18 protein-coding genes and 1 tRNA gene are annotated in these 22018 nt (G+C 55.6%); 5 read left to right on the top strand and 14 right to left on the bottom strand.

Annotation, left to right across the window (positions count from 1 at the left end; all coding sequences use genetic code 11):
• Nucleotides 1-128: 128 nt before the first annotated feature.
• A complete protein-coding gene (dppA, locus tag OC597_RS20760; protein ID WP_099062211.1) occupies nucleotides 129-1736 on the bottom strand; it encodes a dipeptide ABC transporter periplasmic-binding protein DppA in 1608 nt (535 codons plus the stop codon).
• A 600-nt stretch (nucleotides 1737-2336) separates the two neighbouring features.
• Nucleotides 2337-4028 (bottom strand): chitinase ChiA, encoded by a 1692-nt coding sequence (gene chiA / locus OC597_RS20755; RefSeq protein WP_262210333.1) that lies wholly within the window; start codon nucleotides 4026-4028, stop codon nucleotides 2337-2339.
• A 377-nt stretch (nucleotides 4029-4405) separates the two neighbouring features.
• Between chiA and OC597_RS20750 the strand changes: the two genes are divergently transcribed.
• Complete coding sequence (locus OC597_RS20750; protein ID WP_262210332.1) at nucleotides 4406-4702, top strand: toxin-antitoxin system TumE family protein; 297 nt, start codon at nucleotides 4406-4408, stop codon at nucleotides 4700-4702.
• A complete protein-coding gene (locus tag OC597_RS20745; protein ID WP_262210329.1) occupies nucleotides 4690-5046 on the top strand; it encodes an HVO_A0114 family putative DNA-binding protein in 357 nt (118 codons plus the stop codon). The genes OC597_RS20750 and OC597_RS20745 overlap by 13 nt, the downstream gene beginning before the upstream one ends.
• A gap of 46 nt (nucleotides 5047-5092) precedes the next feature.
• On the opposite strand, the gene OC597_RS20740 is transcribed toward OC597_RS20745, so the two are convergent.
• The 7 genes from OC597_RS20740 to OC597_RS20710 all read right to left on the bottom strand — a co-directional run bounded on the left by OC597_RS20740 (nucleotide 5093) and on the right by OC597_RS20710 (nucleotide 11929).
• A tRNA-Pro gene (locus OC597_RS20740) sits at nucleotides 5093-5169 on the bottom strand.
• A 119-nt stretch (nucleotides 5170-5288) separates the two neighbouring features.
• On the bottom strand, nucleotides 5289-6620 hold the full coding sequence (locus OC597_RS20735) for an MFS transporter (protein ID WP_085115272.1): 1332 nt from the start codon (nucleotides 6618-6620) through the stop codon (nucleotides 5289-5291).
• A gap of 94 nt (nucleotides 6621-6714) precedes the next feature.
• Nucleotides 6715-8256 carry a signal transduction histidine-protein kinase/phosphatase UhpB gene (gene uhpB / locus OC597_RS20730; protein WP_261259770.1) on the bottom strand — a complete coding sequence of 514 codons (1542 nt, stop codon included), beginning with the start codon at nucleotides 8254-8256 and terminating at the stop codon, nucleotides 6715-6717.
• Complete coding sequence (gene uhpA, locus OC597_RS20725) at nucleotides 8256-8846, bottom strand: response regulator transcription factor UhpA (protein WP_017891232.1); 591 nt, start codon at nucleotides 8844-8846, stop codon at nucleotides 8256-8258. Before uhpA ends, uhpB begins: the two co-directional genes overlap by 1 nt.
• A gap of 119 nt (nucleotides 8847-8965) precedes the next feature.
• Nucleotides 8966-10660 carry a kdo(2)-lipid A phosphoethanolamine 7''-transferase gene (eptB, locus tag OC597_RS20720; protein WP_261259775.1) on the bottom strand — a complete coding sequence of 565 codons (1695 nt, stop codon included), beginning with the start codon at nucleotides 10658-10660 and terminating at the stop codon, nucleotides 8966-8968.
• A 222-nt stretch (nucleotides 10661-10882) separates the two neighbouring features.
• A complete protein-coding gene (locus OC597_RS20715) occupies nucleotides 10883-11308 on the bottom strand; it encodes an organic hydroperoxide resistance protein (protein WP_261259779.1) in 426 nt (141 codons plus the stop codon).
• Between the two features lie 156 nt (nucleotides 11309-11464).
• Nucleotides 11465-11929, bottom strand: a complete 465-nt coding sequence (locus OC597_RS20710) for a MarR family winged helix-turn-helix transcriptional regulator (protein WP_261285722.1) — start codon at nucleotides 11927-11929, stop codon at nucleotides 11465-11467.
• Nucleotides 11930-12040: 111 nt separating this feature from the next.
• On the opposite strand from OC597_RS20710, the gene OC597_RS20705 reads away from it, so the two are divergent.
• The gene (locus OC597_RS20705; protein ID WP_262210324.1) at nucleotides 12041-12640 is read left to right on the top strand and encodes an HD domain-containing protein; all 600 of its coding nucleotides are present in this window, start codon (nucleotides 12041-12043) and stop codon (nucleotides 12638-12640) included.
• A 3-nt stretch (nucleotides 12641-12643) separates the two neighbouring features.
• On the opposite strand, the gene OC597_RS20700 is transcribed toward OC597_RS20705, so the two are convergent.
• The 4 genes from OC597_RS20700 to OC597_RS20685 form a co-directional block, all read right to left on the bottom strand.
• Nucleotides 12644-14038 carry a carbohydrate porin gene (locus OC597_RS20700; protein WP_261425649.1) on the bottom strand — a complete coding sequence of 465 codons (1395 nt, stop codon included), beginning with the start codon at nucleotides 14036-14038 and terminating at the stop codon, nucleotides 12644-12646.
• 127 nt (nucleotides 14039-14165) lie between these two features.
• The gene (locus OC597_RS20695) at nucleotides 14166-15569 is read right to left on the bottom strand and encodes a glycoside hydrolase family 1 protein (RefSeq protein ID WP_261259786.1); all 1404 of its coding nucleotides are present in this window, start codon (nucleotides 15567-15569) and stop codon (nucleotides 14166-14168) included.
• Between the two features lie 14 nt (nucleotides 15570-15583).
• Nucleotides 15584-17443, bottom strand: coding sequence for a PTS beta-glucoside transporter subunit IIABC (gene bglF, locus OC597_RS20690; protein ID WP_262210321.1), 1860 nt, complete (start codon nucleotides 17441-17443; stop codon nucleotides 15584-15586).
• A gap of 262 nt (nucleotides 17444-17705) precedes the next feature.
• Nucleotides 17706-18464, bottom strand: a complete 759-nt coding sequence (locus OC597_RS20685; RefSeq protein ID WP_262210318.1) for an SDR family NAD(P)-dependent oxidoreductase — start codon at nucleotides 18462-18464, stop codon at nucleotides 17706-17708.
• A 114-nt stretch (nucleotides 18465-18578) separates the two neighbouring features.
• Here OC597_RS20685 and OC597_RS20680 point away from each other — a divergent pair, with 114 nt between their 5' ends.
• Both OC597_RS20680 and OC597_RS20675 read left to right on the top strand, forming a co-directional pair.
• A complete protein-coding gene (locus OC597_RS20680; RefSeq protein ID WP_262210316.1) occupies nucleotides 18579-19442 on the top strand; it encodes a LysR family transcriptional regulator in 864 nt (287 codons plus the stop codon).
• 93 nt (nucleotides 19443-19535) lie between these two features.
• The gene (locus OC597_RS20675; RefSeq protein ID WP_261259790.1) at nucleotides 19536-20285 is read left to right on the top strand and encodes an NAD-dependent epimerase/dehydratase family protein; all 750 of its coding nucleotides are present in this window, start codon (nucleotides 19536-19538) and stop codon (nucleotides 20283-20285) included.
• Here the strand turns inward: OC597_RS20675 and OC597_RS20670 are convergent.
• The gene (locus OC597_RS20670; RefSeq protein WP_261463598.1) at nucleotides 20282-21730 is read right to left on the bottom strand and encodes an alpha/beta hydrolase; all 1449 of its coding nucleotides are present in this window, start codon (nucleotides 21728-21730) and stop codon (nucleotides 20282-20284) included. The two genes, OC597_RS20675 and OC597_RS20670, sit on opposite strands and share 4 nt — an antisense overlap.
• Between the last annotated feature and the right edge of the window lie 288 nt (nucleotides 21731-22018).

The following is a 22018-nucleotide window of genomic DNA, read 5'->3' as shown; positions in this document are numbered from 1 at the left end:
CAATGCCCGGCAGCTCATCGTCCGCCAGGCTTATTAAAGCTCACACACTTCTGGTGTTTCTCTGCCTACGGGCAACAACGCCCCCCCTCCTTTGGGGAGAGGGGGCGCAGCCTTAACCGGTAGTGGAATTAATCCAGAGAAACATTCTCAAAGTGATGCTTACCAAGCGGATCCACGACGTAGCCCTTCACTTCTTTACGCACGGGCTCGTAAACGGTGGAGTGGGCAACAATCAGCGCCGGAGCCTGATCGTGCATCACTACCTGAGCCTGTTTGTACAGTTCTACGCGTTTGTCGTGGTTCGATTCGGCGCGTGCCGGTTGAATAAGATCTTCAAACGGCTTGTAGCACCAGCGAGAGTAGTTGGAACCGTCTTTGGCTGCGGCGCAGCTAAACAGCGTGGCGAAGAAGTTGTCCGGATCCCCATTGTCGCCGGTCCAGCCCATCATCACCGTCTGGTGCTCGCCCGCTTTGGCGCGCTTGAGGTATTCGCCCCACTCATAGGTTACGATTTTGGCTTTCACGCCGATTTTCGCCCAGTCAGACTGGATCATTTCCGCCATACGGCGTGCGTTCGGGTTATACGGACGTTGTACCGGCATCGCCCACAGGTCGATGGAGAAACCGTCCGCCATGCCCGCTTCTTTCAGCAGTTCTTTGGCCTTGACCGGATCGTAGGTGTAGTCTTTCACCGCGTCGTTATAGCCCCACATGGTCGGCGGGATCAGGTTCTTGGCCGCCTGGCCTGCGCCCTGATACACCGCGTCGATGATCGCCTGCTTGTTGACCGCCATGGTCAATGCCTGACGCACCTTCAGGTTATCCAGCGGCTTTTTCTCAACGTTGAACGACAGGTAGCCAACGTTCAGCCCCGGTTGTTCCATCAGGTTGATGGTTTTGTCCTGCTTCATGCGCGCGATGTCAGCCGGGTTCGGGTACGGCATTACCTGGCATTCGTTTTTCTGCAGTTTGGCGTAACGCACTGAAGCGTCCGGCGTGATAGAGAACACTAAACGGTCGATCTTCGGCTTGGTGCCCCAGAAACCGTCAAATGCCTTATAGAGAATTTTGGAGTCTTTCTGGTATTGCAGCAGTTGGAACGGACCGGTACCGATTGGGTTGAGGTCAACTTTTTCCGGGGTGCCGGCTTTCATCATTACGTCGGCGTATTCGGCAGACAGAATAGAAGCGAAGTCCATGCCCAGGTCAGCCACAAACGGGGCTTCCGGACGGGTCAGCACAAAGCGTACGGTGTAGTCGTCCACTTTTTCGATTTTGGCAATCAGCTTCGGCATGTCCATGCCTTCAAAGTACTCATAGCTGCCGCCGGAGACTTTGTGATAGGCATTATTGGCATCCAGCTGGCGTTCGAAGGAGAACACCACATCGTCGGCGTTGAAATCACGGGTCGGTTTAAAGTCTTTGCTGCTCTGCCACTTCACGCCTTTACGCAGGTGGAAGGTGTAGATTTTGCCGTCTTCGCTAACATCCCACTTTTCAGCCAGGCCAGGCTGAAGCTCGGTGGTGCCGATTTTGAATTCGACCAGACGGTTGTAAATAGGTACCGAGCTGGCGTCGTAGGTGGTACCCGAGGTGAACAACTGTGGGTTGAACCCTTCCGGGGAACCTTCAGAACAGTAAACCAGAGTCTTGGCTTGCACGCTGGCCGCAACGGTCAGCGCAATCAGCCCAATACCGAATTTCAGAATCCCTGTTTTTCCCAAGGAACTTGTCATCGTTTGTGCTCCATTATGTGATGTGATGTGTGTATTACCGCCAGAGCCTGTATTTTTTATTGCGCGGCCTGTGCAGTCGTGCCCGAAGGCTGGGGGGATAGTCGCAAGAGAGCCAGGTGGAACGCCTCCCGGTGGGGACGTCTGAGCGCGTGGAATTCACTCAAACAACTCTCGCTCTTACCCCTGAGGCTACCAAATTGCCAACTGTTTGGGGTGTCGTCAATATAACCAGTGGGGATTTACACAGACTGTGAGAAACAGCAAACAAACATAAAAAAAACCTTTCTTTAACAGTTGCAGCATGAAAACTTATGCTATGCGGTCATTTTTAGCTCGATAGGCTGTGTTGCAGAAAGTTACTGGTGTTTAACTCCGATAAAAAACTAAAAAAGTTTGTTGCTGAATGATGAATATCTGAACGGTTATTTTTGTGATCTACGTAAAAGACAGGATGAAATGCTGCCCCCCTACCCGAAAGGGTGAGGTGCTAGCGTCTTTTTTTAGCCGAGTGGAGCCACAATCTATTCGCCGTAAAAAAACTTTCGTCTGTCAAAAAGCCGGGGGCAAAAGGATATCCCCCGGCAACGTGCTACAACCGATTTATTGCGTGCCGGCGCTGTTGCCTAAACTGGTATTCATATTGTTCAGAATATCCCCGTTATCAGCATCAATCTCCCAGGAGAACAACCCGCCCAACTGCTTATCCAGCACATACTTGCCCTTGGCCTGCACCGAGCGAGCATCGTCGAAGGTAATCAGGTCACCGGTCGAAGGCTTGAACACATAAGGCGCTTCGGCGGTGGTGTCATAGCTGTACTGCCATTCGCCGCTCATAAACTCGTTGGCGATTTGGCGGTAATCCACGATGCCATTTTCCCAGGTGCCTTTAACCGGGCCGGTCGCGGTGCCGGTAAACGGAATGTTGTTCTGGTAACCGTTCACCCCGGTCCAGCCGCGGCCGTACATGGCGGTACCCACCACGATTTTGCCCGGCTTTACCCCCTGCGTCAGCAGCGCGTTAACACCATTCACCGTGGTATACGCCGTATCCGGTTTCCAGGAAGGCGCTTTCAGCGCGGTCTGGTGACCCAGATTTTTCAGATCGAATGCGCCATAGAAGTCGTAGCTCATCAGGAAGATGTGATCCATCGAGTTCTGCGCGGTGTTGTAGTCCACCTTGTCGATCTTATCCTTACCGGCGCTGATCGCGGAGGTCAGTTCATACTTGCGACCGGTTTGTGCTGAAAGCTGGTCCAGCATCGCCCGCAGCTCTTTCATCAGTTGCACATAGGTTGCCCCATCCTGCGCACTGCCCAGTTTCGGGTTAGCGCCCTGCCCGCCCGGGAATTCCCAGTCGATATCCACGCCGTCAAAGAACTTCCAGGTTTGCAGGAACTCTTTCACCGAGCCGACGAAACGATCGCGCTTCACTTTGTCACCCATGAAGAAGAACGGGTCGGACAGCGTCCAGCCACCAATCGACGGCAGGATTTTCAGGTCTGGACGCGCCTGCTTCAGCGCCATCAACTGACCGAAGTTACCTTTGTAGGGGTCATCCCAGGCGGTCACGCCCTTCTGCCCTTTCTGCAGCGCAGCAAATGGATCGTGGATCGAGACCTTAAAGTCTTCGCGACCCTGGCAGGAGCGCTGCAGTGCCTGGAAGCTACCTTCGATCTCTTTCAGGCTGTCGTTGATGCCATCACCGCCACAGATCGGAATAAAACCGTACAGCAGATGCGTCAGGTTTTGCGCCGGCAGTTTATCGACGGTGAAATTACGGCCGTAGACACCCCATTCAACGAAATAAGAACCGACCACTTTGCCGGAATCTTGTTTATAAGGCTTATTCTTTTCCAGCAGCGGTTCTTTTAATGGTGCCAAATGGCTGCCATCGGTATCTGCCACCACAATTTCGGTAGCATCGCTGGCGGTACAGCCGTCGGCATTACATAACGCCACCTGCATTTGATAACGGCCACCTTTATTAACCTTGAAGTTTGCCGTACCCGAAGCGCCGGTTGAGGCACCGCTCCAGACTTCCTTGCCATTTAATAATACTTTTGCCGTGGTACCGGTATCGCCATTCCATAAATTCCATGAAACAGAAACGTCGGCGGCATCTTTAACCTTCACCAGATTATTATAAGCCGTCGCTGCTTGATCAACTTCGACAATGGCGAACTTGGTATTGCCCCAGGCCAGCGTGGGCTTGCCCGGTGCGGCGGCCTGCGCCGCAGAACACAGCGTGCTGCCGATCAGCAACGCCAACAGCGGTTTATTAAATTTGCGCATAACTGATTCCTTTATTCCGAGAGGATAAACATAAAATATTTAATGACGGCCGCCGATTGTCGGATCAGAATAACTCCGCAATAACCTGGCCGGTTAAAATGAATAAATAAGCATTAATCTTTCCCACGCAATGGAAATCTATCATTCCCATCTCGTGTATTCAGACTATAGATAAAATAATCATTAAAACAATAGCGCTATCAACCGGGTTTTATTGAGCAACAATGAATTAATTTAATAATGAATAGCCCGTAGCAGTGGGAATAAGGAAAGTGAATTAAATACAAGGAAAGGATAAATATTTGTCATGGTTTTGATGTCTAAATTGACATCAAATTAATTTTGATGGTAGCGTAAACATCAACAAGGAATGTTCAATGCCGGCAACACTGGTCATGAAGAGGCGCATTTGGCTGGACACAGACAGTTTGCTTAGTCTGGTTGTCTGGGACGTCACCCCCTCGGTAAGAGGCAGCAGCCATAAGTACAAGTATCGTTTGGCCTATGTGGTAAAGGATGAATGCCTATTGCGCTATGACAATGAAGCGGGTAAAGGCGATCACAAGCATCTCGGCGCAGTCGAGATCCCAATAGAGTTTATTGATATCAATAAGCTGGTTGATGATTTCGTTACGGAAGTGAACCAGCTAAGGAGGCAGAAATGCGCACCCTAATGGTCAGTGTCATGCCTGTCCAACAGGCGATCGACGGGCTTAAAACCGATTTTTCCAAAGCATTATCCGGCGCGGATATGGGTAGCAGGCTGATATTCCCGGATGTTAAAACGCTAACCTATGTATTGCTGAACAATAACCGGATGGCGCTACTCGAGGAAATGACCGGAGCAGAAGCAATATCAATCCGTGAACTCTCCAGACGAGTAAATCGAGATTTCAAAGCCGTACATACGGATGTCCAGGCTCTGCTGAATGCCGGAGTGTTAGATAAGAAAGGCACGAAGATTATCTTCTTGTACGACGAGATCCATTTTGACTTCGTCACTGGCAAGGCTGCCTAAACTACGGACGAAAAAAAACCCGCTAAAAAGCGGGTTTTCTTGAATGTGGTCGGCGAGAGAGGATTCGAACCTCCGACCCACTGGTCCCAAACCAGTTGCGCTACCAAGCTGCGCTACTCGCCGATGCGGGCGCATGTTACTGCTGACGATAATACGCGTCAATCACTTTCTCGTCCCGACACATCAAGTGGTGATAAAATCGGCATAAAGTGCGCTACAGCAGCCTGTAGCGCGCTTTTTCATTATGCTTTCGCGGTTTTCAGCGCCGGAGATTGGGCACGTAAGAACGGCAGCAGGAACAGCGCGGACAAACAGGCGGCGATGGAAATCACCACGAAGAAACCGTTCCAGTGCCAGATTTCCATAATCCGCGCAATTGGGTAACCGGACAGCGCCGCACCCAGGTAAGCAAACAGGCCGACAAAGCCGGTTGCTGCCCCGGCAGCATCCTTGTGCGAACATTCCGCCGCCGCCATGCCGATCAGCATCTGCGGACCAAAGATGAAGAAGCCGATAGCAAAGAAGCAGGCGGCCTGCAGCAGGAAGGTGACACCCGGCATGATCCACAGCGCCGCAACCGACAGGAAGATACCGATGGCGAAGATCAGGTTCATTGGCCCACGGTTACCACGGAACAGTTTGTCAGAGCCCCAGCCAGCCACCAGCGAGCCGATAAAGCCACCCACTTCGAACAGGGAGATCGCCGAGTTGGCGGTCATCAGCGAATAGCCTTTCTCCTGGGTCAGGTACAGGTTGCCCCAGTCATTGATGGCCGTACGTACGATGTACACCAGCACGTAAGACACCGCCAGCAGCCAGATATACTTGTTGGTCAACACGTAGCGCTTGATAATTTCGCGGTTGGTCAGCCCCAGGCCTTCCGACTCCTGTACCAACTCCATGGCGTCGTTACGCCATTTACCCACGCTAGGCAGCCCCATGGTGGATGGCTTGTCACGCAGGCGCCAGCACATCAGCAGACCTATCACCACGCCGATAATGCCAGGAATAATCATGCCGTAGCGCCAGCTGAAGTGCAGCGAGATAAAGCCGACCAGCAATGGGATCAGCGCACCGCCAAAGTTATGCGAGGTGTTCCAGATCGCCCACCAACCGCCGCGCTCGGAGCGCGAGTACCAGCTGGTGAGGATTTTTGAACAAGGTGGCCAGCCCCAGCCCTGGAAGAAGGCGTTGAGGATCCACAGCGTCCCCAGCATCAACAGCGAAGAGCTGAGGCCGAAGAAGATATTGAGTATGCCGGTCATGATCAGGCCCAACCCCATAAAATAGCGCGGGTTGGAACGATCGCTGATCATGCCTGAAATAAACTTCGAGCAGCCGTAAGTGATATAGAACAGCGTGCCGAGGATGCCGACGTCGGACATCGTCAGGCCAAGATCGCTCAGCATCGCCGGCATAATGAAGTTGAAGCTTTTGCGCGTGAAGTAAAACGCGGCATAGCCGATGTACATCGTCCACATCAGCTGGATGCGCCAGTATTTATAGCTGGCATCGATCTGCTTTTGATCGGTAACCGGCGGCACATCGTCGCGGCTTTTAAGGAAAGACCACATGTGAAACCTCAGAGAATATGAAAAGTGCCGCTATCATGCTGCGCGCGCGCGAAAATGACTTACGCCGGATTCCCGACGCGGCTAGGAGTATTTCCTAGTTTGGCCCTTCCGCCGGTGAAACTGTGGGTAAGATCACATTCAAACAGGTGCCATTCTCCGACGTTAGCCGCAAGCGGCCGCCCAGTGCGCTGATGCGTTCCTGCATGCCGCGCAGGCCATAACCCGGCTCATGATCGGTCAGATCGATGCCCACGCCGTTATCGCGAATGGTCAGCAGCACTTGCGGCAGCCGTCCTTTGCGCTGGCGAAGACGAGCATCCAGCTCAATCCGGCTGGCGGCAGCGTGACGACAAACATTGGTCACCCCTTCCTGACACACCCGATACAAAGTGATTTTCAGCGTCTCATCCAGCAGTTCATCCGGCACCTGCCACTGCATCACGCTCACCAGCGACGCATCCTGCGGCAAGGATTCACGCAGCATCGCCGCCACTGCCGCCGAAAGTGGCAAATTATTCAGCGCGGCCGGCCACAGTTGGGTCAATACATCGTGCACGCCGTCATACACCCGCAGCGCCAGGGTATCTATCGCCTCGGCGCAACCCATCACCTGCGGCTGCGGTGCCAACCGCTTGATAATACTGGCCTGGGTGCGGATCACGGTGATGGTTTGACCAACCTCGTCGTGCAGCTCCCGCGCCACCTCGCGCCGGGTCTGCTCTTCTGCCGTGACCAGCGCGCGCGCCAGTTGGCGATTTTCGGTCAACCGCAGCCGCAGTTGCTGGTTCAGTTCGCGCTGGCGTTGAATACCCGCGCCAAGCAGCAGGCCGGTCAGGCTCTGGGCCAGCAACGACAACAGCAAATCGCGGTGTGATTCGGGCTGTGGCGGCTCGTTGGCCACCAGTACCACGCCATTGAGCAACGTCGCCAGCAGCGCGCCCTGCCAGCCGTAGCGATAAGACATAAAGACGATCGGGATGGCCAGACAGAAGGGCGCAAAGCGGCGCAGCTCGGCGGCATTAACCTGCTGTTGCAGCCAGATACTGAGCGCAAACAGCAGCAAATAGCTGGCCAGATGGCGCAACCGCAGCGTCACCGGCTTATGGATCAACCCCGGCTCGAGCGGGACCCAGATCTGCCGCGCCAGGTAGTGCCACAGCAGCAAACAGGTCGGGGCAATGGTGAAACCGCCCGCCAGCCCGAGCAGCAGCGCTCGGGCCCCCTCACCGTTCACCAGTTGCCACACCAGCGCTTGCAGCAACGCGGCCACTGCCACCACCGCCCCCTGCATCAAGGGCCATTGCCATTCGCTGTCGCTTTCCTGATGCCGCAGCAACCAGGGGGAAGCCACCAGGCTGAGTAATACCGTCAACACCAGCACCACCACCGAAGCCCACAGCGCCGGCCCGTAACCGAACTGATCTGCCAACACCACCATCAGCAGCAAATCGGCCAGCAGGATACCCGGCCAGAAGCGATAAGGGCTTTGCAGCAGAATGCCCATACGCAGGCCAAACGGGAACAGCAACAGCGCCTGCCACGGCGGGTCGATCAGCGCGGTGCCGATACCCCACAGGCAAAATGCGCTGGTGGCATAGATAAAAAACAGCGCCAGTTGGGTGATCAGGCGTTGCATCACAGGTTCAGCATCCGCTTCGCCAGTTCAACGTTGTTATTGATACCCAGTTTGGCAAACAGATTGGCGCGATGCACGTGTACCGTTTTGGGTGACAGTCCCAGCGCAGCGGCAATCTCCCGCACCTCCTGCCCTTGCGCCAGCAACAGCGCGATTTCGCGTTCACGACGAGTCAGGGGGTCCACCTTCACCCGCGCCAGCTGCTGGGCGATTTCAGGCATCAGGTACACGCCACCGCTGGCGACGGTGCGTACCGCGGTGATCAAATCTTCCGGCTTACAGCGTTTGGACAAAAAACCGCAGGCACCACGTTCCAGCGCCAGCTCCACCAGCGCCGGGTTGTCATGCATCGACAGCATCACCACCCGAATACCGGAGGGAATATCCGCCAGTAAATCCAGCCCACTGCCGTCCGGCATTGAAATATCACAGATGCAGATTTCCGCTTCCAGACCGGGCAGGCCGGCGCGTGCCTGAGCCGCGCTGCTGAACTCGCCGACCACCTGAATATCCGGCTCCAGCGACAGCAGTTGCACAAAGCCCGATCGCACAATGTCATGATCGTCAATAAACGCCACGCGCAAGGTCATGGAAATCTCCGGTCCGAGGGGGAAAGTGCGCAAGTATACCGCAAGCCTGAGCCGGATTAGTTGATGAAGGGAAGGTATTAACGGATTTTACCGGGCGCAGCGCGCCCGGTATGGGAAGGTTACAGCTCGCTGGGTGACGCTTTTTCCTGCGGAATATTACACCAGTTGTTTTTGGCCACGATGCCGCCGTTCGGCGAGGTATAACCGAGGCAACCGAGAATGGTATCGAACAACTCAACATGACGGTGGGTTTTGCCAACCCGCTGTTGCGCCTGTAATTGCTCAAACGCACCGCGATGCTGTGGGTCTTCCAGGAACTTGTCGGACGCCCATACCATCATCGGCACGCGAAACTGCTCCACCGGCGCCATTTCACGCGGCGTGCCATGCAGGTGTGAATTCTCGCCTATCGATTCACCGTGATCCGAAGAATAGAACACAATCGCCTTCTTCTCGCGCACCTGGTCAATCACATTGGCAATAAAGCTGTCGGTATACAGCACCGAGTTATCGAAGGCGTTAACCAACTGATCCTTGGAGCAGAAATCATCAACACCGATACACTCCGGCTGATAGCGTGCGTAGCTGCGCGGATAACGCTGTGAGTAAAGGTAATGCGAGCCTTTGGTGTGCAGGATCACCAGATGCTTGCCCTTGGGATAGCGGGCCAGCGACTCCTTCATTTCATCCACCAACAGCATATCGTCAACCGGTTTGCCGTCGTTGCGTTTCTCGGAGGCGATCATTTCGCGGAACGAATAGTTGTTCACTTCGGTATTGTTATAGAACCAGACCTCACTCTGCATGGCGAACAGCTCGGAGGTGAAGCCCAGATCTTTCATCACCGCAAACACGTTTTGCTCTTTCAGCGTACGTTGCGGGTTATCTGCCGTGCCACCTTCCCGCACGAACATACAACGCAGCGAGAGTTTGGTGGCGGTATCACAAGACGTGCCGCGGAACGCCACCAGGTTCTTCTCTTTGGACAAGCGTGGCGTGGTGTCACGGTCGTAACCAAGAATGCCCATGTGATCCCAGCGCGTGGTTTCACCAATGATAAACACCACGTAGGTGTCATCGATATCGGCCGGTGCCACATAGGTAAAGTTCTTGGCCGGGTCGAACAAATTGGCCTGATCCTGACTTTCGTCGTAACGGGTATAGGCAAACAGCCCCAGCGCCGACAGCCAGTTGGATGGCAAATAGGAATGCGCCACTACGCCGCCGTAGCTTGGCAAGTCCACATTGGTGATTTTTTCCTGTTCGCTTTGCTCGTTATCCAGCATACGCAACGGCACCCAGACCAACGCAACCACCGCCACCAGCACCACCAGGGGTTTGATCCGGTGTCCGGGGGTTTTCAGCTGTTCGATCAGGGTATAACGCAGGTTGTTTTTCCAGATGCACAGCAGCGGCAATGCGCTGAGCACCACCATCCACAGCACAAAGTGCATGCCGACCACTTCTTTCGACAGGTCAACATCGGTGGTCATCACCGACACCACGATACCGTAACCGATCACCACGTTGAAAAACGTCATGTAATAGCTGGCAGCCACGGAAATCAGCACCAATAGCGAGGCAATGATGCGGTAGAACAACCGGCCGCCGAGCGATACCAGCCGCATAATAAAGAAGGTGAACAGAACGATAGCGACAACCTCAGTTATCGCTGAAATAACCTTTATCCCCTGAATGCCGTGCGAAAACGAATCAAAGCGACGATAAAAAACGGAAAGGTTCAGAAAGATGCCGATATAGATCGCTAACAATAACGATAAATTCTGCTGTGATAGCGATTTAACTTTGTTCATGTAACGCGGTGGCTCCGGGGGCTTTAACAGTTCTGAAGTCAGTCAGACATTCAATGCGGCCTCAGGTTCAGCCGATCGGCAATAAGCGCTATTTTGGGGGTAAGAATCAAGAGAATTCTCAAAAAATAAGCATTTTTGCCATTTTTTGTGCAAAAAAAGAGGCGGGGAAAATGAGAAATGGAGGGATAACCCTCCATTTTTTCCGTGGCGTTAGCGCAAGTCTTACTTAACGTTAAGCGTTACATCAATATTGCCGCGGGTAGCGTTGGAATAAGGGCAGACCACGTGGGCTTTTTTCACCAGGTCTTCTGCCACACTGCGCTCTATGCCCGGCAGGGTGATATCCAGTTGCACTTCGATACCGAAGCCGTGGGGGATTTCGCCAATACCGACGGTACCGTCAATTTTGGCTTCGGCCGGGATCTTCACCTTTTCTTTCGCCGCGACAAACTTCAGTGCGCCGAGGAAGCAGGCCGAATAACCGGCAGCAAACAACTGTTCCGGGTTGGTGACTTCACCGCCCGCGCCGCCCATTTCTTTCGGCACACCCAGTTTGACATCCAACACGCCGTCAGATGAGGTCGCACGGCCATCGCGGCCACCGGTTGCTGTGGCATGAGCGCGGTAAACAACTTTTTCAATCGACATACATCATTCCTTCTTTCTGGTTGGAGGCAAGACGGCGATTTCTACGGGTAGAACGCCGTCATTGGTATATCTTTCACGATTAAATCGCACACTATATATTTGATGCTTACTTCCAGTGTAGTCCATCAAGGCCGATCCTGCGTCCGGTACCGGGCGTCAGAGCTGGTTGATCAGCTTGCCGCGCAGCTTTTCCAGTTGCTGCTTGATATTGACGATTTCGTCGAGGCTGCAATCGGTAGCGCACATAACGGCTTCTGGTACCGACTGGGCTTTTTCACGCAGCGCGCGACCGGCGTCGGTTAACGCAATAATCACCTGCCGCTCATCGGTGGTGGCACGGTAACGCGCCAGCAGCCCGGCGATTTCCAACCGTTTCAGCAGCGGTGTCAGGGTGGCGGAGTCAAGAAACAGCCGCTCGCCAATATCTGTAACCCTGATTTCGTCCCGTTCCCACAGCACCAGCATCACCAGGTATTGCGGATAGGTGAGTTCAAGCTGGCTCAGCAATTTACGGTACACCTTGTTCAGCGCCAGGTTGGCGGAGTACAGGGCAAAACACAGTTGCTGGTCGAGCAGCAGCAGGTTTTTTGTCTCGGGTTGTTCGGTGTTTTCGGTTTTCATGTTCTGAATATAGATAGTGCGCGATGTAATCGCAAACTATTTTTTAGCCAATATGCTACCTTGTTAAAAGCAGGGGATGCCACAGCGAGGTGCTGTGTGGAGGGAAAGGATATGACAGACACTCTGACAGAACGCGCACGCCGCTACGCCACCAAGGCGCATGCGGCCATCGATCAGCGCCGCAAATACACCAATGACCCCTACATTGTTCACCCGCAGGCGGTAATGGAAATCGTCAGCAGCGTGCCGCACAGTGAAGAAATGCTGGCCGCCGCCTGGTTGCACGACACGGTAGAGGATACGCCCACCACCCTCGGCGATATCAAAAGTCATTTTGGGCCACAGGTCGCAGCCCTGGTGGCAATGCTGACCAACGTCAGCGACAGCGGCGACGGCAACCGCTTTGAGCGTAAAAATCGCGATCGACACCACAGCGCCAAGGCTTCACCGCAGGCCAAGACCATCAAACTGGCGGACCTGATCGACAACACCCGTTCACTGCTGGACTATGACAGTCATTTCGCCCGAACCTATCTGATCGAAAAGCAGCGGCTGCTGGAAGTGTTGACCGAAGGTGACCCGACGCTGTGGCAGCAGGCGCATCATATCGTCGAAAAAGGGCTGGAAAGGCTGCTGTTGCCGCCGCATAACGTCCCGGCAAGCTGGTTCGAACATGCGCGCCAGCGTTACCGGGAAAGCGATGCGGCGTAGTCGTCAGAAAGTCACCACCGTTTTCAGCGCCGTCACCCAGGCGTCCTGAGTTTCGTTGACGCCCGCCGGATGGTGCCAATATTGTACGCCCGGCTGCAGTTGCAGCCACGGGGTAACGTTGAAGCGGTAATAGAGTTCTGCCGTTACCGAATGCCCCGGCACCGGATGATAGTTGGGATCGTTATACCCGGTAGCGTTGTTGACTTGATTCAGGTAGCGCTGGTTATCCCGGTAATGGTTGCTCAGCTTAACCATGGACACCCCCAGGCCCAGCCAGTCGTCTGGCCGTGCGTCAAACAGCCCGCGATAGCGGATACCGGTCGAAGTGGAGTAATGCATATAGTTGGAGCGCTGATCCGCCAGCCCCAGGCTGTAGAACAGGCTCAGACCGCGATTGGCGTCATCCGGGTGGCGCGTGACCTGTTGGTTAAAGCCGCTATACAGGAACCAGGTGCGGTCATGGCTGCGATAGCCGTTCGGATCGCTCGCCCCCGGGCCGCCGGAAACCCCCTCGTACAAATCCTGCTGGCTGGCATTGGTGAACAGCACGCCAATATTGTAGACCCCCGGTAACTGATTGACCGCGTTGGTCTTCAGTTCCAACTCCATCGGTAACAGCATGCCTTTACTGCCCTTGGTCGACCAACTCCAGGCATGACTGCGGCTTGGTGCCTGCGGGTTTTGCTCCATCACGCCGGTTTTGAAGGTCAGCCCGTCGGTCAGTTTATATTGCAGGGTGGTGCCCCAGTAGTGGACGTTCCAGTTATACCAGGTCAATGAGTTGGCAGACTTGCCGCCGCACAGCGTCAGCGTCTGGAAATCGCAGGGAATGATCTGGTCGAAGTCCTGCACCTTGTTCATCATGCCGATACGCCATTGCAGCCGACGATCAAGGAAGCTGCGGCTAAAGGTCAGCCAGCCCAGTCGGGTGATCGACTGGCCACCATAGCTTTCCTGCGACAGGTCGGTCGGATTAACACGCGGGTCCTGCAAGCGATCGCGCGTCAGGTTGTTATCATGATTACGGTTAACGATATTGCCTTCAAGCGCCGCATCCGGGATACCGGTCAGCGCCTGCAAGTCCTGGCTGAAGGTCAGCGAGAACTGATCGATATAGGACAGCTGCTTATCGTGGTTATAGCCACCGCCGGCGTTATAGGAAATCTGGCTGAGATAACCCAGACTATAGTGAAAGCCATGATCTTCCAGGATCGGTCTGATCCCCAGCATATCACCCAACAGCCCTGGCTGCGGCGGTTCAAACCCGAGCGCGACGCCTTGCCATTTGGCGGTGGGTGCCTCCACGTCCTTGGCGCTTTGCAAAGTTTCCGCCTGCGCGCCGCTGCAGGTCAGCAAGAGCGCGGCGAGTGTCATAGAGTGAGGTAATGGATATTTCATTATTATATTTCTCCGCCTGTTACGCTGACTGCGGGCAACAGCATTCCCTGGGCGAGAATTTCCCATAATTGGCAGCAGTAGATAAAGGTCATAACCCGGCGGTTGCCACCGGGTGGGTTGATATAGCTTAAGCTTTGTTTTTCAGACTGTTACCGTTACTCTGGATCACATCGCGATACCAGTAGAAACTCTTTTTACGGCGGCGCTCCAGGCTACCGTTACCGGCATCGTCGCGGTCGACATAAATAAAGCCGTAACGCTTGGACATCTCGGCCTTAGAGGCGCTGACCAGGTCAATCGGGCCCCAACTGGTGTAACCCATCACCTCCACGCCATCGTCAATTGCCTCCGCCACCTGCACCAGATGGTCGTTGAGATAATTGATGCGGTAGTCGTCATTGATGCTGCCGTCGGCCTCGACACGGTCCTTGGCTCCCAGGCCGTTCTCCACGATAAACAGCGGTTTCTGGTAGCGGTCATACAGCACATTAAGCAGATAGCGCAGGCCAACCGGGTCGATCTGCCAACCCCACTCCGAACTGGCCAAATGCGGGTTCGGCACCATATTGAGAATGTTGCTCCGGGCAGTGTTGTTCTGAGCTTCGTCGGTGGTGACACAGCCGCTCATGTAATAGCTGAAGGAGATAAAATCGATGGTCTCGCGCAACGCCTGTTGGTCTTCGGCGGTGATCTCGACCTGAATGCCGTTTTCACGGAAGTAACGTCGCATATACGCCGGGTAGCCGCCGCGCGCCTGTACGTCGCCAAAGAACAACCAGTCGCGGTTCTGGCGCTGGGTTTCCAGCACATCTTCCGGTTTGCAGCTCAGCGGATAGAGAATACCGCCCAGCAGCATATTGCCGATTTTGCCGCCCGGCACAATCTCATGACAGGCTTTTACCGCCCTGGCACTGGCCACCAGTTGATGGTGGATCGCCTGATAAATCTCGCTTTTGCTGCTGTCCTGCGCCAGACCGACGCCGGTAAACGGCGCATGCAGCGACATATTGATCTCGTTAAAGGTCAGCCAGTGCTGCACCTTGTGCTTATAGCGTTCGAACACCGTGCGCGCGTAGTGCTCAAAAAAGCCGATGGTCTTGCGGTTACCCCAGCCGCCGTATTGCTTCACCAGCCCGTAGGGCATTTCGTAGTGCGACAAAGTGACCAACGGCTGAATGCCGTACCTGGCCATTTCGTCGAACAGCCGATCATAGAACGCCAGCCCGGCTTCGTTCGGAGTCTCCTCATCGCCCTGCGGGAAAATGCGCGTCCAGGCGATGGAGGTACGCAGGCACTTGAAGCCCATTTCAGCGAACAACGCGATGTCCTGCGGGTAATGATGATAAAAGTCGATCGCCACATCCTTGATGCCGCTGTCGCCGTCGACCCGTGGCGTAATCGTGCCGAAGATGCCCTGCGGCTGCAAATCAGAGGTCGACAGCCCTTTGCCGTCGGTCTGATAAGCCCCTTCCACCTGATTGGCCGCCACTGCGCCGCCCCACAGAAAATGGTCTGGAAATTTGCTGCTCATCGCTTTCTCCTCGGTTAACCTAATAAAGTCAGCAGCGGTGCCTGTTCCTGCACCCTGCCCTGGCCGCTGGTCAGCACGTCGACGTAGTCATCGCTGTTGCTGATGATGATCGGCGTGGTGGTATCAAAGCCGGCGGCGCGGATCGCCACCTGGTCAAACTCAATCAGCAAATCGCCCGGGTTAACCCGATCGCCCTCCTGCACATGGGCAGTGAAATGCAGCCCATCGAGCTTGACGGTATCTATGCCGACGTGAATTAAAATCTCTGCGCCCTCGTCCGACTCAATACCAATGGCGTGCTTGGTTTTAAACAGTGAGGCCACACGCCCGGCAACCGGCGCAACCACCCGACCTTGCTGCGGTACTATCGCCACTCCCTTGCCCAATAATCCGCTGGCAAAGGTGGCGTCGTTAACCTGCTCCAGCGCAATCACTTCGCCGGCTATCGGGCTGACAACAGACTGTTTGCGATTAAGCGGTGCGACAGGTGCCGGTTCCACGGCCTCCTCGACAGGCGCCACACCGAACAGATAGCTGGCCACCGCCGCGAAACAAAATGACAGCAAGGTGCCGACAATCGCGCCCCACACCGTGGCATCGAAGCCGCTGGCAGGGATAATCTGCGCAAAGGTAAAGATGTTCACCAGACCAAAGGAATAGGTGGCGGTATGGAAATAACCGATCACCGCGCCCCCCAGCGCACCGCCAATGCAGCCAAAAATAAACGGCCGTTTGTTCGGCAGCGTTACGCCGTAAACCGCCGGCTCGGTGATGCCAAACACCCCGGCACCGATGGCGGAACCGGCCAGAGCCCGCAGTTTGGCATCACGGGTACGCAGCATGACGCCCAACGTAGCACCCACCTGCCCCATCACTGCCGGCAACAACAACGGCACCATGATGTCGCGGCCGAGCACGCTCAGGTTATTGATCATCAGCGGTATCAGCCCCCAGTGCAGGCCGAAGATCACACACACCTGCCACATCGCACCCATAAAGGCACCGGCAATAATCGGGTTAAATCCGTAGATGGTCTGAAAACCGTTGGCCAGCAAATGGCTGAGCCAGGTGGCTGCCGGGCCGATCAGCAGGAAGGTCAAGGGCACGGTGATCACCAGGCACAGCAGCGGCGTAACAAAATTGCGCAGCGCACTGTGGAGTGCCCGGTTAAACAGCAGCTCCAGCCGGCACGAGACCCAGGCGGCAAAAATAATCGGGATCACCGACGAGCTGTAATTGATAAAGGTCAGCGGGATGCCGAAGAAATACTCGCGCACCGCATCTGGCTGCTGTGCCGCTTCAAATGCCGCCATCATCAGCGGATGGGTCAGGGCCCCGCCAATCGCCATGGTAATGAAAGGATTACCGCCAAACTTTTTCCCAGCGGTGTAGCCGAGCATAATCGGCAGGAAATAGAACAGCGCATCACTGGTAGCAAACAGCATTTTAAAGCTGCCGCCACTCTCCAGTAGCCAGCCGCAGGCCAGGCTCAGCGCCAGAAACCCCTTCAGGATCCCCGAGGCGGCCATCACCCCCAGCAACGGCGTAAAAATGCCGGATACCACGTCAATAAAGCGACTGAACAGGTTTTCCTTTTTGCCGTCATCCTCCGCCACCGCGCCATCGCCCAGCCCACCGGCCTGATTGACCGCGTGGTAGACCTCAGCCACGTGGTTACCTACCACCACCTGAAACTGCCCGCCGCTTTCCACTACCATGATCACACCGGGATTTTTTTTCAGTGCCGCGGCATCGGCACGCTGGCTGTCATGCAGCTTGAAACGCAGGCGGGTGGCGCAGTGCACCAGACTTCTCACGTTGTCGCGGCCACCGACGCCGGCCAAGATCTCACTGGCTAATTGTTCATATTTCATAGCGTTACCCTTAAAATCTACGTTCTGCCAACCTCAGTGCCGCGATGGCCAATCGTCGTCACGAAATTCAGCGCAAAAAAAAACCTAAACCTCATGGCCTCTGCTCCCACCAGGGGGACAGAAGCACGAGGTTTAGGTTTTGCCTGCCGGAGCAGTGACAACCCTAAATCGGCTGAGCTAAGACGTTAACACTGTGCTTTTCAGTGGGGCAAGGCTTTGCCCTGGCAAATTACCGAACTGTGATCCGGCGGGCAAAACGGCTTCAGTGAGCGAAATAATGCATGCCGCCGTCTACCGGGATCACCGCTCCGGTGATATAGCGCGCCTGCGGGGAACAAAGAAACGCAGCCAGATAGGCCATATCCTCCGGTTCACCAAAGTAGCCAATCGGGATATTCTGTTCGATAAACGCTTGGCGCGTGGCCTCGGTCGGGTGCAGTTTTTCACGCACCTGTTCGCTATTAATCCGCCCGGGCTGCAGCGTATTGACGGTAATCCCTTGCCCCGCCACATCGCCAGCCAACCCCTTGGCCCACAGATGCAATGCCCCCTTGGCGGCAGTGGCCGCGTTCATGCTACGCGGCTCCATTGAGCCGCTGATGTTAATCACGCGCCCCCATCCCTGAGCCTGCATGCGGGGCAGCAATGCATGGGTTATCCGACGCGCCGGGGTAAAGTTCAGGGCAAACGCCTCTTCCCAACCCGCGTCGCCTTCGCTCAGTGAAGTCGGGCGGGCACCACCAACCGCATTAATCACAATATCGATGGTCCCGACCTGCTGTATCGCCAGCGCCAGCATGCTGTCGAGCGCCTGTGTCTGGGTGATATCTGCCGCGATGACATAGGGCCGTATGCCACCGGCTTGTTCTACCTCATCCGCCAGGGTCTGCAAACGGTCTTCCCGGCGCGCCGTCGCCACCACAATCACCCCCTGCGCCGCCAATACCCGAACCATGCCTGCGCCAATCCCTTCGCTGGCACCCGTTACCAGCGCGATACGCCCCTGCAGATGCAAATTCATAAGATATCCTAATTGAATAATTCAATCTGGTTACAAAGATAACGCCATTGAATCATGTCCCACTCTGTGTGAATATTCCATAAATTTGCGGAGATACTGTGCAGGAATTCACTGATGTTCGATTGGCAGGATTTAAAACACTTTGTGGTGCTGGCGCGCACCGGTTCATTGTCAGCCGCAGCGCGGGAGCTGGGCTGCGATCACGCCACGGTAGGCCGACGGGTGGCGGCGCTGGAAAAGGCTCTCGGCCTGGGGTTGATCCTGCGTCTGCCACGCAGTACGCCGCTGACGCAGGACGGAAAAATGATTGCCGGGCTGGCGGCCGATATCGAAAATCAAAGCCACGCCATTGTCCGCCATGCGCGCAGCGCCGGTGAGACACCGCAAACCCAGGTGCGTATCAGCGCGCCGCCGTCGATTGCCGCACGGGTCATCGCCCCACAGATTGCGAAATTTCATCATACTTTTCCGCACATTACGCTGATACTCTCCGGCGAATCGGCAATCGCCGAGCTAGATCGCGGTGACGCTGAAGTCGCGGTGCGTATGGTGCGCCCGCAACAACCGGATCTGCTGGTGCAACGTATCGGCATGATGCGCTACGCGTTGTACGCCACGCCGCAGCACGCCGCCCTGCCGGAGTCGGCGCGGGCCTTTATCGGCTACGACCACCACTACCAAAACCAACCGCATCAGCAGTGGCTACAACAGCTGTTGCAGGGCCGTCCGGTGGTATTTCAGGCCAGCGATCTGTTCTCGCTACAGGAAGCGGCACGATCGGGACTCGGAGCGGTAGTATTGCCGACGTTTGTCGCCGATAGCGACCAAGATATGGTGACACTGCCCACTTCAATCGCTGCGCCAACCCGCGAACTGTGGCTGGTCACTTACCCGGACCTGGCGCGCTCAATAGCCGTACGCGCGGTGATGACTTTTCTGACTGATATCATCGGAGAAAAATGCCCACTGACGCGCTGAAACATAAGTCATGCTAATTTGATGCTGGACAAATCTTACGCGGCGGATTATTACTGGTCACGACATAATGGACTTTAGGGACTGGCTAAGATCATGACTTTGCGTACTGAATTTGGACGAATTCTGATTACCGGCGCGGGTGGTCGGGTGGCGACGGCATTCCGTCAATCGGTGGGAAATCGCTATCAGCTACGGCTGGCGGAAAAAAACCTCGATCTGTTGACCGATCTGCTGCCTGGCGATGAGGTCATCAGCTTCGATATCGCCGATATCGAAGCCTGCCGTGCGGCCTGCGCCAACATCGACACCGTGTTGCATCTGGCGGCCGATCCCTCCCCCGATGCAGACTTTTGCCACTCGCTGATGGATAACAACATCCTCGGCACCTTCAATATTTTCCGGGCGGCGAAAGACGCCGGCTGTAAACGGGTAGTCTTCGCCAGCAGTGCACAGGCGGTGGAAGGCTATGCGCTGGATCACCAGATTCGGCCACAGGACGCGCCCAAACCGAAAAATATGTACGGCGTCAGCAAGGCCTTTGGCGAAGGTATCGCCGCCTATTTTGCCCATCAGGAGGGGCTTTCAGCCCTGTCGGTACGCATCGCCAACTTCACCACGCTGGAACCCGGCGAGCAGCTCAGCGCCCGCGATATGAGCGCTTTTCTCAGCCACCGCGACGCCGCCGATCTGTTGGAACGTTGCCTACGCATTGAAGGCGTGCACCATGCGGTGGTGCACGGCGTATCCAATAACCGCTATAAGCGCCTGTCGCTGGAGGAAACCAGTCGCCTGCTTGGCTACTACCCGCAGGACGATGCGTTCAGCATCCTGGGTTTCGCCTAGAGTTTGCTATCGATGCGCTGCAGCAGATAGGGGAAAAACGGGTTGGAGGCAATGCGCATCAGCGAATCGAGATCGACCACCAGCACGGAACGTTCGCCACGCGCAGCAAGGGTGCCCAGGCTAATGCCGAACTCATCCCGCTGCGCCGGAAACCGGCCATACAGCGAATCACTCACCGGGAACGGCAGCGCCACGTGCGAAAGCGAATAAATATCCGCCGGGTAGGTCATACCCAACGCCTGCTCGCTGGCCGTGGTAGCCCCGGCCGGTGTCACACTGGCGATCGCATCGCTGCTTTCCGGTGAAGCATTGGCGATCACCGTGGTCTGATAGCGGCGCGGAGGCGCAGGCAACAGTTGGCTGACCGCCGCAGCCGCATTTGGCCGCAACAGCGGACCGAAGTTTACCGTACGATTGACGTCAAACAGCACCAGTTCGCTGCCGTTCGCCGGCAGTTCGTTATATAACGCGCGGATCACCGCCCGGGTACTGACGGTGGAATCCATTACCGACTGGAAGGTCAGCACCGGCGCTAATTTATCCAACTTGCCGTCACGCGCCGCACGGACGATTTGCTGTTGTAGACCATTGCTAAGCAGATAGGACTGGCGAGCCCCGTTGACCGGGAACGAATTGTATTTAAAAGGATTAAACTCCGGCAGTACCCCAAGCCAGGCGGCTTTGGCAAACGCCGGGAACACCGCCGGCCAACCGGCAATGCCGGCAAAACGGGCAAAGCTGGTGACGCCGATCATCGGTGAGATCAGGATCAACCGCTGCGGCGCCGCCAACTGTGGATTGTCCAATGCATCCAGCGCGTATTTCATCGCCAGCGCACCACCGTTGGAGAAGCCCACAATATGCAGCGGCTTGTCGCCCCCGGCCTTGCTGCGCGCCTCACGTATTGCCAATCGCGTTGCCGCCAACCAGTCTTGCCATTCAATATCGGTCAGGGCACCCGGTACCGTACCGTGTGCCGGCAGGCGAATGCCGACCGCCACATAACCGTGCTGCCGGTAGTTCTCGGCAATGTGCCGCAGGCTGTAAGGGGAGTCGGTCAGGCCGTGCAACAGCACCACGGCACCGCGCGCTTCACCCTGCGGCAGCAATTCGTAGGAGCGGTTCCAGTCGCGGGCAAAGTGCTCCGGATACACCGGACTGCCATCGAAGTAGCGGTTAAGTGGGATGCGTTCGCTGGCGGAAAGTTTGTCCGTGACGTTGGCCTTCACCTCATCAAACACCCGGCTCTCTGCGGCCAGATAACCCTGCCAGTCGGTCTTGTCCATTTCGGCAGCCGACAGTTCGTGTGGCACAAAGGTATGCCACGGCTCCAGCGCCGGACCGCTCTGAGTATCGTAAATGCGCACCGCAAACAGCGTGAGCAACACGGTGACAACCACAATCGTCAGCCGTTTGGTCCATTTAATTATCGCCCTGGAAGGCATGCCCACTCCTGAATTTACGGTGATCCCAGCTGCGATTATAGAAGTTAAATGCCCGCAGGGGCAGCCCGACGATCGCTGGCCGTGACCCACCGATTTTTAGAACTTGCTCACAGAACCCGCATTTCCCAGCCGTTTTGGCGGATAAAAATTGATCTGCCAACGGAATGTTTGTAGGTTTTCTGTAACGATACACTAAAACGTTACAGTGAAAGACCAGAAACAAAGTATCGTACCCGTTCCCCCTGTCCCTACAGCTTTGCCACCCAGGGGAAATCATCTTCACCACCA

The sequence above is a fragment of the Serratia proteamaculans genome, from assembly GCF_946227095.1.
GTDB classification, from domain to species: domain Bacteria; phylum Pseudomonadota; class Gammaproteobacteria; order Enterobacterales; family Enterobacteriaceae; genus Serratia; species Serratia proteamaculans_E.
The sequence above is the reverse complement of the archived record's forward strand: the minus strand, read 5'-3'. Positions and strand labels throughout refer to the sequence as shown.